Annotated in this window: 6 protein-coding genes; 4 read left to right on the top strand and 2 right to left on the bottom strand. The window is 54.8% G+C overall.

What is annotated here, in order from left to right; all coding sequences use genetic code 11:
• Positions 1-117 precede the first annotated feature (117 nt).
• Genes AC0YN0_RS04080 through AC0YN0_RS04065 form a run of 4 tightly spaced genes read left to right on the top strand, consistent with a single transcriptional unit; the run spans position 118 to position 7000 of the window.
• On the top strand, positions 118-1269 hold the full coding sequence (locus AC0YN0_RS04080) for a glycoside hydrolase family 88 protein (protein ID WP_475820120.1): 1152 nt from the start codon (positions 118-120) through the stop codon (positions 1267-1269).
• A gap of 16 nt (positions 1270-1285) precedes the next feature.
• Positions 1286-1924, top strand: a complete 639-nt coding sequence (locus AC0YN0_RS04075; RefSeq protein ID WP_475820119.1) for a hypothetical protein — start codon at positions 1286-1288, stop codon at positions 1922-1924.
• 44 nt (positions 1925-1968) lie between these two features.
• A complete protein-coding gene (locus AC0YN0_RS04070; RefSeq protein ID WP_475820118.1) occupies positions 1969-5967 on the top strand; it encodes a glycoside hydrolase family 2 protein in 3999 nt (1332 codons plus the stop codon).
• Positions 5968-6016: 49 nt separating this feature from the next.
• Positions 6017-7000 carry an alginate lyase family protein gene (locus AC0YN0_RS04065; RefSeq protein WP_475820117.1) on the top strand — a complete coding sequence of 328 codons (984 nt, stop codon included), beginning with the start codon at positions 6017-6019 and terminating at the stop codon, positions 6998-7000.
• A 320-nt stretch (positions 7001-7320) separates the two neighbouring features.
• On the opposite strand, the gene AC0YN0_RS04060 is transcribed toward AC0YN0_RS04065, so the two are convergent.
• Positions 7321-11856: an Ig-like domain-containing protein gene (locus tag AC0YN0_RS04060; protein ID WP_475820116.1), complete on the bottom strand. Its 4536-nt coding sequence runs from the start codon at positions 11854-11856 to the stop codon at positions 7321-7323.
• A gap of 62 nt (positions 11857-11918) precedes the next feature.
• Positions 11919-12788, bottom strand: coding sequence for a carbohydrate ABC transporter permease (locus AC0YN0_RS04055; RefSeq protein WP_475820115.1), 870 nt, complete (start codon positions 12786-12788; stop codon positions 11919-11921).
• Between the last annotated feature and the right edge of the window lie 9 nt (positions 12789-12797).

Below are 12797 nucleotides of genomic sequence, written 5' to 3'. Positions count from 1 at the left end.
CTATCGCCCCCTACGTTACGAGAATCGCAATTCAGCTATATTTTAGCACAACCTAGAATCATTCGTCCGGTTATATAATGAAGGCAGCTTTTCACAATAGAAATGGAGGTTGCCGCCATGTGGGCACAAGCGATCGAAGACGCGCTTACTGTCGTTTCCCAAAATATCGAACGGTTCGAAGACCAGTTTCCCCTTACGAGCTCCCAAGGAGACCGAATTTACCGATTGACTCCGAACAATGATTGGACCGAAGGCTTCTGGAGCGGACTTCTCTGGCTGTCTTATGAATACACTAACGATTCCCGTTATAGAAATGCCGCTATGAACACGGTAGCCAGCTTCCGCGAACGTCTCGAGAATCGGGTCAATCTGGATCATCATGACATCGGATTTCTATATTCCCTCTCTACCAAAGCCCATTGGATTGTGGAAAAGGACGAACAATCCCGCGCGATTACCTTGCGAGCTGCCGATGTACTGCTGGAGAGATGGCGCGTGGTGCCGGGCATTCTGCAAGCATGGGGACCTAAGGACGATCCGCAAAACGGCGGCCGAATCATCGTGGACTGCCTGATGAATTTGCCCCTGCTGCATTGGGCCTACGAGCAAACCGGCGACGAGCGCTACCGGCAAGCCGCCGCCAAGCAAACGGCTATAAGCCGTCGCTTCCTCGTTCGCGGCGATGACTCCACCTACCATACGTTCTACTTCAATCTGTCGACCGGAGATTCGATCCGCGGCGGCACTCATCAGGGCAGCCAGGACGGATCGACTTGGACAAGGGGGCAAGCCTGGGGCATCTACGGTTTTGCGCTTGCCTATCGCTATATGCGGCAACCGGATTTGCTGGATACGGCCAAGCGATTGGCTCGTTATTTTATCGATCGGCTTCCCGAGGACGGCGTCGTGTATTGGGATTTTGACGTACCTCAGGTGCCTGACACCAAGCGGGACAGCTCCGCTGCCGCCATCGCCGCAGCCGGCATGCTCGAAATAGCCGAGTTGCTACCGGAGGGAGACGCCGATCGGGATTGGCTGACAAGCGCGGCCGAACGAATGGTCGCGGCGCTTGCCGAGAGCTATTCCACGAAGGGAGAACAAGATGCCCAAGGACTTCTGAATCGAGGCTCTTACGCCGTCCGGCTTGATATTTCTCCGGATGATTATGTCATCTGGGGCGACTATTTTTACCTGGAAGCTTTAATGAGGCTGGAGCGCGGAGTACCCGGCTATTGGTATGAGCGGCAACGAGGACAGAGTGGCGAATAATAATCGGAGGCGACTTATGCAGCGTTATCACTACCGGGCGCAATGCCGTAATGCCATCGATCCTGAATCGTATTTCCGCAATACACTGCCCGAGCTTAAGAGCCGAATGGAAGACCTAAGCGTTCGACAGCTTAGTTTGTTCCGCTGGGGTTCCCACCTGTTTCTATATTTCGAAAGCACGGCGGAACATGTCGATCCCCTTCGTCTCTTCCTCGATTGCGAAGCGGAGCTGGTGGACTGGCCGGGAACGGACATCGCCAGAAAATGGGTGCCGATGATGGACATCTTTCACTATCAGCAGCCTGTGAGCGAGGAGCTATGGCGTCGGAACGAGACTGCGTCCAAGCCTTTTGCCCGCATCGCCCGGCTGAAGCCGGAGCAGGTAGCCAGTTATATTTTCTACCATTACCAATACCAAGAGGAACGCCCCGGCGACGGGGACAAATATGGAATGATCGCCCTTCATGAGAATCTGATTTTTTTTTATTCCGAATTTCCGGCCACCATCGAACCTCCTCCTTACGAAGGCAAGCTCTCCACCTCGGGCACGCCCTCGGACTGGGCAGCGGCGATGGAGCCGCATTTCATCATGTGGGACGAAGAGACGGATGGCTCTCACATTTGGCTGGAAATTCCCTTGGTGATTCAAGCTTAACGACGACGGAGTGACGGACTGCGAAGGAAGAGGAGCGTACAGTGATGAGAACATCGATATGCTTGAACGGCGAATGGGATTTCATGCCCTTGTATGAGAACAGCTCGGGCTTTGGCCTCCCAACGGAGCTTGATTATGACGATCGAAAAATACAGGTGCCCTCCAGCTGGAGGGCTTCCTACGTTCGGGCTTCGGGAAAAAGCTTCGGGGAAATACCCGAGCACCGGTATGCCCCTTATGATTTGCACGGTTATCCGAAGGAATGGACGCGGGCCGATGCAGGCGTTCTTCATCGGGAGTTCCAGCTGCCGGATACGATGACGGGCGGCACAAAACGTATCTTCTTGCGGTTTGACGGCATTATGCAAAAAGCAGCCGTTTACTTGGACCGCAAATTGATCGCGATAGGGGAAGACGGCTATCTGCCGCTTCTGGCGGATGTGACGGAAAACGTGCAGGCGGGAACCACGCACCAGCTGCATGTCGTCTGCGGGAATTTCGACAAAGTGACGCTGCCTTCCGGACAAACCAAGCTTACCGGCCTCGTCGGTTCTTGGTTCGGCGCCATGGCTAGAGGAATTTGGCAAGATGTATACGTGGAGAGCAGACCTGCCGTTACGTTGTCGGATATCGCCATTCGCACGTCAGTCCGGGAGAAGCGGTTGGAAGTGGATGCTAGAGTTTCGGTTTGTGGTCAGCTTGCGTTATCACACGAACCGCCGCTCAAAGTACGGCTCAATGTCAGGGAAGCCGCTAAGCCAACTTCTGCTCCCGTTCTCTGCGCCGAAACTAGCATCCCGAATGGCATCGATCTCGCCCAGCACGGCCTGGTCACCTTCCGGCTCGACTGGACGAACCCCAAGCTATGGAATCCGGATCAACCGTTCCTCTGTCGGCTGGAGCTCGAGCTTCTGGACGGCGATAGGGTCGTAGATGCAGTGTCGGAGCGGTTCGGCTTCCGCGAAATGTGGACGGAAGGCCCCCGTTTCATTCTTAATGGTACGCCCATCAATCTGCGCGGCGATTCATGGCATTTTCAAGGTGCCCTGCAGCAAACGGAGGCTTATGTGCGTAATTGGTATCGCATGTGCAGAGAAGCCGGAGTCAATAGCGTTAGGCTCCACGCCGAGCCCCACCCTTCCTACTATCTGGATATTGCCGACGAAGAAGGGATGCTGATCGTCGACGAAACCGCTATATACGGCTCCAGCAAGTCGATGCAGGCCGATCATCCCGATTTTATCGCCAACTGCAAGGACCATATCCGAAGATTGGTGGAACGGGATCGGAATCATCCCTCCGTTATCCTGTGGAGCCTGCAGAACGAGATGCGCTGGGTAGACGGACGCGACGGCTTCAAGCAGCAAATCCCATCCATGATGGACATCATTCGCGAGCTCGATGGTACACGGCCTATCATTCTTGAAGGCGACAACCGACTCCTTCCCAAGGAGCTTACCGAGGTCGAGAGCTTGCACTACAACATTGACGGCACGATCGCGCAATGGGAGCGGAAGTCGCCTCTCGTATTCGGAGAGCATGGCGGCTGGTGGTATGTATGTCCTCAGAACAGCAGTATGTACGTAGGACATGCAGCGTATAGGAACACCGATGAATGCGTAAAAGGACTGGCCGAGAAAGAACGGCTGTTCATCGAATATGCGAGACGGCAAGGCATATCCGGGATATCCACCTTCAACTTTGCCCATTACTTCATGCGCGCCATGCCCGAGATGGATATTCCGCTTCCTGTAGGCAGCCTGGATACTCCGGGACCGAAGCCGACTGTCATCCCGCGGTATTCCTTATCGCTGAACAATGGCATGCTTCCGAAATCCTATCCGTTATATGTGAAAAACCCGTCGTTTGACATGCTGGCTGCTTCCTTCAAGCCCGCCACTATGATTGCTATTGAGTATAACCGCTCCTTCTTCGACGACAAGCCGATTGTCAGAAGCTTCGACGTATACAATGATACGCTTCAACCGCGCCGGACGCGCATTGCTTTCGAAGTACGGCAAGGCGGCAAGCTCATTCATGAGGAACTGCTCGAATTCGCGCAAGCGCCAACTGATCGCTCGATCGCAACCGTCTTATGGAAGCCGGAGCCTGTTGGCGCGGTATCGGTAATGCAGCTACACGCCGTGATGAAGCACGATGACGTACCCGTTCATGAGCTTGATATAAGCTACAAGCTCTATCCTTCACGTCTTAAGTCCGATCCGGTACAGGTAGGGAGACCGGTCATATACTTGGGAGGCGAACAGGATTACGGCATAATCAGCAAGCTTCTTCCGGAGAGCAAGCGTCTTGAACCTTCGAGCATCGTGGAGCTTTCGCCGGATCATCTGCTGATTGCGGGAAGCAAGCTTGAGGATGCAGACGGCCAGCTTGAGCAGGCGCTCAATCGTTTTGTCTACGGAGGCGGTCGGGTTATATTGCTGGAGCAGCTCCATCTGTCCCTCGGCAATCTGGCGATGTCCAGGCAAGACTTTATAAGAGCCCACTCCGGCAGCTATGTTCATCCCGTCCTTCAGGGGCTGGACAACGATGACCTGATGTTCTGGCACGAAGCGCTCCGCGAGGATGGCCCTCTTCCGATTGTTCATGCTGCGTTCGAGAAGCCCGTCCAAGGCAACTTCACGATGATTCTGGAATGCAGCGCGGGCGATTTCGGCGACGGCGGCGATCTGTGGTCGCCTCTTATCGAATACCGGAGCGGCATGGGGCTTTTCATCGCCAATCAGCTGGAGCTTACGGCGGGCTTCCATGAAGTGCCTCAAGCCTGCCTCCTGCTGCGCAATCTGCTTGAGTATGCGGGGAACGCTGCCACGAACGAGGTACGTACGGGAGCTATCGTAGAACCGGGCGGACAAGCGGATGATTTCCTTCGCAAGCTTAACCTGACATTCGACGTGCTGCCGGATCCGACGCTTGCTTATCTTGAGGTATACAGCCTCCTTCTGGCCGAGCCTCATTTGCTCGAGAAGCCGGAATCGGCTAGCGCATTACGGGAATATGCCGCAAAGGGCGGCAACGTTATGATCCTTCCTGCGGAGGCCGGTCAGGAAACCGCTTTGACTGCTCTGCTGGAGCGTCCTGTCACGCTTCGCAAGCAGGAAACGTATCACTTGGAGGCCGATTACAACTTGCCGGAATCGCTAGGATTAAGCCCGGTCGACTTGTTCGGCTTCGACAAAGTATTTCTGTCCCCCCGGGAAGTCGTGAACCGTCCGCTCGCTTCGCACAGCTTGGCGGCAGCCGGTACGACCGCGCTTTGCGTGAGCGTGGAAGGAACGGCGTGGAAGGATTATTTTGCGGGACAGCATACGGATGAATATAGCAGATTGGCTCTCGTGGAGCTGAATCGCGACAAGGCGCAGCCTTCGGGACATTATGTGCTGCTGACGGAATCGGGCGCAGGTCGCATTCTGTTATCCCAGCTCCTTCTGGAGCCGGAGAGCGATAAGTCCATCCGCCTGTATACGAGGCTGCTCGCCAATCTTGGCGCGGCGTTCGAAGACGAGCTTCTAACGCGTTCGAAAGGGGATGCGGCGTGGGCCGTTGAGAAGGTGATGGCGCTCCCCTGCCGGCCGTATATGGATTTCGAAGCAATGAAAGCTTATTATACCGATCCCGAATTTTCGCTTAACAATTTGGGAGAAGGATTATACGGCTGGATGCAGAAGAAGGAGCGCGGCCGCGATGACGGAGTCTTCCGCATCTATAATCCGGGAGGCGAGAAATGGTTTCTGAGCTGCTTCGTGCATGTGCTGGAATCGGAAAACCATCCTGCTGACGAAACGCGTATCGGCAAACTGCAAGTGAATGCGAACTGCCATTACGAGATTTATATAAACGGCAGCCTCGTCTCCGATCCCGAGAATCGATTGGAGCTGCAAGCCGGCATTAACCGCCTTATCGCCATCGTGTCGGGTTCAGAAGAAGATATTCGCTTCGGCCTCGTATTTCGAAATACGGACGGTACCTATATGAGAAATCTACAGTACCGCCTGACGATTGATGAAGTGGAACCCAAATAAGGGTGTCGGAACTCCATAATCATGTTTAGGGAAAGGAACACACGCGCTTATGAATAACTCGACTGCTTCGGACGCGCTGCTCCGGCTTGCCGACGAAAGTCTGTCGGCTCGCTGCCATGCCGTTCCCGTATGGACCATTCCCGGCTTTTATTTCGATGCGGCTGGACATCAGGCTGCCAAGCGGCTTATGGAAGCGGACGCTCAGGGAGCCTTTATGACAGCGATGGCGTACAGGCTGACGGGCGTCAATGCCTACGCCGACAAAGCGATAGAGCTAATCTGCGGCTGGGCGGCTGTCAATCAGCAACTGGCGGGCGATGACGGCCCGCTTGTGTCCGCCTATTTGGGAACAGGACTTATACAAGCGGCGCTGCTTATCAGCGAATATGAGGGCTGGCGCAAGGAGCAACGCGACCTCTTCGTCCGTTGGATGACCGAGGTTTGCTTGCCGGAGTGGGATCGCATCCCGCTCCGGAACAATTGGTGGAGCTGGAGCTTATATGCCCAGCTCTCTCTGTTCCGCTTCCTCGGCGACAAAGATCGCTTCGCCGAGCAAGTCGACCATTTCAAGGAGCACATCGATGCTTCGATTGCGCTTTCGGGATTTATCCCGGAAGAAACAACAAGAGGAACGAAGGCCATCTGGTACCATTATTTCGCCCTCGCTCCCCTCACGGCTGCGTGTAAGCAGATTCTGGACTATACCGGCGAAGATTTGTTTCGCTGGACGTCGCCAAGCGGCAAAACCATCAAGAAAGCGCTCGACACCCTGCTCTATTACGCGGACGGCCGCGCCGAGGAATGGCCGTACGACAAGGAGCAGAGCGTTCCCGCACCGCTCGCCTCCGATACATGGCCGCTCGATTTGTTCGAGGCGATGTCCGCGGTGTACGAGGATTCCGAATACGATCGATTCGTCTCTCCCTATCGTCCGATCATCGGCAATCGGAATAGGAACAGCGGCTATTTTCAATCCTACGCGTGGGTGTTCCCGGAGCTGCATTTGGTTTTGAGCGGAAAGCATCCAACCTAACAGCCTTCAGTAGAGTAAACAAGACCCTTGATTTAGAGAACAGAGGCTGTCGGTTAACGATGTCTAACCAATAGTTGTACGATAAATCGTACAAACCGACCTTACAGATAGGTTCAATCATGGTACTTGATCGAAAAATCGTACAAAATCATCGGCTGCGTCGATGAATTAATCACTTTTGTACGATAAATCGTATAAGTTTTGACAATTCACATCTCGATTAACTGGTCTTCTGTGAAAAATCATATAAATTATCACCTCACTTGAACGAGATAAAGGAGGCGCCCCAAGCCATCGGCTATCAGGGCGCCTCCTTTACTTTATTCTTCCGGCTCCATACCGGCCAAGATATGATTAGCATCCCGCAACAGATAAGCAGCCGCTTCTGCCTCGATATGCTTGCCGCTCTGGGCTTCGACATGATGGATGAACGCTTCCAATTGGCCATGATCCAACTTCTGGATCAGACTGTTCGCGATACCGTGATTGTCTATCCACGACATCTCCTTGAACTGGCCGACAAGCGCCTTCAATGTGTTTACGTCGGTATAGGTGGAGAAGGTTACCGTGCTTTCCCCCGTATTTCCCGCCTCGTCGCTAACGGATACCGTAAACGTGTGCGAGCCTAAAGCCAGCGTATACAGCGAAATCGCCGCTCCATACACGACAGGCTGACCATCCAGCAAAGCGGCAGCACTGCCGGAATCCACTCCGGACAACGCATCGACGGCATCCCAGGACAGAGTCATCGTTTCCGTTCCCGCATAAGCTCTCTCCTCTGATCCCAAGACGGTCAGCTCGGGACCGCTGGCATCCAGCTTAAAGCTCAACGTTTTGGCGACTTCCCTATTCCCTTCGTTGTCGACCGAGCGATAGCTCAAAGTATGATTGCCGTCCTGGCTGAAAATCAGCGGTTCCCCGTAAGGCTGCCACGTCACTCCGCCATCGGCGGTGTATTCCGTGACCGACACGCCGGAGCTTTCATCCGCCGCATGCAGCTCGATCGTCACGGGTCCCGCATGCCAGCCATCCGTCTCTTCGGGCAGTTCCGGGGTAACAACGGCTGTCGTTACGGGTGCAATCCGATCGATCAACGTAAACGTGATATCGTCGAACCGCATCTCGTTGAACCCGCCTACATAGAATCCTACCGTTCCCGACGCATGGTGCTTGGGATCGGAACCGTTCAGCTTCAGCTCCCCGTTCACATACACGCGGATGCTCGCGCCATCGGCAACGACTCGAACGTTGTATTCCGTATTCGGCAGCAAGTCCTCCGCGGCAACGTTGTTCGTTTGAAGCACGGCCCACGTCGGATCGTACAGGATCCACTGCGAGGTGCCGTCGGCCAGCTTGCGGTAACCGATCTTGCCAGAGGTGCCGGAGGCGTTGCGGTCATACACGTAGAACGTCCCCTGAGCCGGCGTTTCAGCAGGCATAGTCAGCTTGAAGGCCAAATCGTAATTCGTGAACAACTTCGGATGAAGCGCCGAAGCGCCCTTCACGATCTTATACAGCTTGTTGCCGCCGACTGTCGCGATGCTTCGGTTCGGATCGACCGGCCAGCCGTTCGCGCCCGAATCGAAATCCGTGAAATGAAGGATGTCCGATACCGTAATCCGGGCCGAGGCCGAAGCTGCCGGGTTGGCGACGGACGTAACGGTAACCGTCGTCTCCCCTTTCGCTAAAGCCGTAACCGTACCGTTCTCATCGACAGAGGCGATGTCCGGATCTGCGGATTGCCATACGACGGAACGGTCGGCGGCATCCGACGGATCGAATTGAACCTGCAGCTGCTGCTGTTCGTCCACCACCATATTGACGCTGCTCTTATCCAGCAGCAAGCCGGCTACATCCGTCGTCGGTACGCTGAATCTGATATCGTCGAACAGAAGATAGTCGAAGCCGCCCGCATAGAACCCGACCTTGCCCGAAGAGTTAAATGTCGGATCGACGGCTTTCAGTTTAAGCGCACCATCGGCATAGACGCTGATCTCGGCTCCCTTGACGATGATTTTCATATCGTATTCGGTATCCGGCAGCAGATCCTGAGAAGCAAGCGTATTCTGCTTGACGGTTGCCCAAGCCGAGTTGTAGAGCAGCCAAGAGGAAGTGCCGTCCGCATACTTCCGGTAACCGATTCGGCCCCCGCTGCCGGCCGGGTTCAGCCTGTCGAACACGTAGAACGTAGCCAGTTCCGGGATGACCGGCGGCGTCTTCAGCTTGAAGGTCAGCTCGTAATGGCTGAAGTCGTTCTCGTTCAGCGCGGTCGCGCCTTTAAGCAGCTTATACGCGTGGTTGCCGCCTACCCCTTCGACGATGCTTCGGTTCGGGTCGCTCGGCCAGCTATTACGGCCGTTCTCGAAATTCGTAAAGTCCATAATGCCGTCTCCGACTTCGACGGTGACCTGAACCTCGTCCCGGAGGAGCGGATTGTCGGCGGAAACCGCCGTTACGGTAGCTTCCCCTAGACTAACCCCCTTCAGCTTGCCGTCCGCATCGACCTTCACGACCATTGGGTCGCTGGAGGTATACAGCAGCGTATCGTTGGTAGCGTTCCAAGGAAGCACCTCCGAATACAGGGAATAGCTTTTCCCGATGCCGATCGTAATCGTATCGTCATACAGCTCGATATCCGTGACGGGAATGACGTCCGGAGCCAGATAAGGCCCGGCCTTGCCTACAATCCCCATGTCGCTGAACGGGACATCTTGAAAGCCCGGTATTTGCTGGAACACCGCCGCATCAGCCTTCAGATTCAAGTCGCCGCCCGCCAAGTCGACGAAGCCCGGATCCTGATTCGTGATCCAGTTGTTCGCGTATTGCACGAGGTTGAAATTATCGTAGGCTCCGTTCGCGTTCGTCGTGCTGCTTCTCGGCTTCGTCGGATTGTAGATGACGTTGCTCTGGAACGTATTCGTGTCCGGATAATAGCGGTTTTCCGTGAAGAAATTCGCCAGCTCTGGATATTTCGTCAAGTGAGGCGTTCCGATGAAATCGTTGAATCGATCGAACAGCGCGTGCCACGGACCCATATAGTTTTTGGAAATTTGCTGTTCCGGTCCGTCCCCCAAGTACAGATCCGCATAATCATATGGAACTTTGGCGTCGATAAAGAGGTTGTTGCGCGTGCGGATATGAGCGCCGCCGTTGTTCAGAATGGCGGAATTGCCCATCCGGTAAAATATATTTTCTTCTATGGAAATGCCCATCGTGAAGTTATCCGGATACACACCCTGTACGCCGGCTTTGCCCTCCCCGATGTGATGGAAATAATTGCGTCGGATGACCGTTCCCCGTTCCTGCGGTGCTGCGCCCAAATTCATATAGATGGCGCCAAGGTCCGAGAACGTTTTGCACACGTCATAAATATTGTTGTATTCCACGAGATGGTCGTTGCCAAAGATGAGGATACCCGGGTGAGGCGCGTCGTGGATTTCATTGTGGGAGATGCGGTTTCCCGCCCCGGTCAGGATGACGGCAGGGTTATACGCTTTATGATAGTATGCAAAATCATGAATATGGCTGTTCTCCACCACGTTATTGCCCGGCTCCAGCGTCAGCCTGTCGCCGCCGTTCAGAATGACCCCCGTACCGCCGACATGGTGGATATGGGTGCTGATGATCGCATGGTTCACGCCTGATGCTTTGGCAAAATCGTCATACAGCCATCGGCTCTGCGTATTGATCCGTACGCCGCCTTCGGTGAAGTTGCGGATCTCGCAATGCACCAGCCGGACATGGCTGCCGCCCATGATGACCGCCGCCGAATCGCGGCCGTTCTCCAGGATCAGATCCTCGAAGGTCACGTAAGACGTATTCACGGCATTGATCATGGGAGTCTTCAGCATGCTTACGGTAATTTCGGGGGCTTCCGATTGAAAGGCGGCCGTCGGCAAGAAATACAGAATGCCTTGGCTTCGGTCGATATAATACTCCCCCGGCATGTCGATCTCTTCCAATAAGTTCTGGGCAAAATGGAAGTCGGGATACCAGTTTTTGAACAGGCCGCTCATCTCGCCGTAAGCCAACGTAATGGATTTATTCGCCGTGTCGATGGACGCGATCCGGTTGTACGACCATTCCCAGCTGTAGCCGAAAATCCCGTCCAGCCATATATCGTCCGCTTCGGTCCACAGCTCCGGCCGATCATACGTGTACGTGAAGGTCCCTCCCCGTGTCTGAAGATCAGGATCCTTGCGGGTAGGACCCGGATCGAGGATGTTGCCCATCTGGACCGTTCCGTTGTTGGGCCATCTTGCGAGTGTCATGCCTTGACCCTCGACGTACAGCTCCATCGGCGGGGTTTGGCTGACGTCGTTGGCTTTGTAATAGCCGTGACGGCTCATAACGCCGAAGTCGATAATGCCGTGCGCCGTCAGGTCAACCTGCACGACCTTCGACCTGGCATCGGTGCTGATGATTCGCTTAAGAACCGAGGCGTCCGTTACCGGGACGAACCAGCTTTTGTCCAACAATTGACCGCCGTTCAGCGAAACGGACTCGCCGGGATAAGCGCGGTAGGTAATCGGTTTGTCCGCCGTCCCCGAGTCCTGCTCTTCCAGCAGAAAGCTCTCGATCCGGTTATATACACCGCCCCTTAGAAAAACCGTTACGCCGCCGTCGGGCAGCCCCGCCGGGCTTTGCTTCAGTCCGCGGATCGCATCTCTGGCTTTCTCCAGCGTAAGGAAAGGAGAGGCCTCCGACCCGGAATTGGAATCGCTTCCATTTTGGGATACGTAAAATACGGCTCCGGAACTTGGGGACTCTTCGGCTTGCACGCCCGCAGCGGGGAAACTGCCCAGCATCAAGACCATAATCCATATAACGCTCATCCATTTCCATTTTCTTTTCATCCTTCATTCATGCCTCCTTAGAGATGGAATATCCGAAGAGGGAACCTTTCGGTTCCCGCATCTTAACCTTTCACCGATCCGATCATCGTCCCTTTCTCGAAGTATTTCAGCAAGAACGGGTATATCACGAGCACGGGCAGGGAGCACACGATGACGGATGCCATCTTCAGACTCTCCGGCGCAGGCGGCACCAGGTTCGTTGCCGTCGTGAACGGGTCCAGCTTGTTCTCGATAAGAATTTGCCGTATGACTTGCTGCAGCACGTACTTCGATTGGTCGGTCACGTACAGCAGATTGTCCATGAAGGCGTTGATATGATGAACGAGCGACCAAAGTCCGATCGTCACCAGCGACGGGATCGATAGCGGCAGCACGATGCGGAACAAAATCTTCATATCCCTTGCCCCGTCGATGCGGGCCGCTTCGATCAAGGCGTCCGGAATCGAACGGAAGAACGAAAGCATCACCAGCACTTGGAAGGCGTTAGCCGCCGTTGGCAATACATAGACCCACAGCGAATTCAACAGATGAAGCTCTTTGATTAACAAGTAATTCGGTACGATGCCCCCGTCGAAGATCATGGTGAACAGCAGGAGCAGCACCAAAGCTCGCTTCATCGGAAAATCGGGCCGCGACAGCGGATACGCCGCGCAGACGGTGACGAGCAGTGTCAGTAAGGTGCCCACGCCCATGCGGAACAGCGTATTCGCGTAGCCCGACCAGATGAACGGATAGTCCAGCAGCTCCCGGTAAGCCGTCCACTCGAAGTCTCGGGGGAAGAAATGGAATCCGCTCCGAAGCGCCTCTCCGCGGCCGCTGAAAGAAACCGCGATCACATGGATGAACGGATATACGACGACAAGCGCAAGCATCGTTAATACGACGTAGATCATAGCAGGCGCTATGCGATCCTGCCATTTTTTTGCCTTCATGACTGACTT

It is taken from the genome of Paenibacillus sp. J22P218, assembly GCF_056269195.1.
Note: the sequence above shows the minus strand (reverse complement) of the source record. Positions and strands in the feature narration are given on the sequence as shown.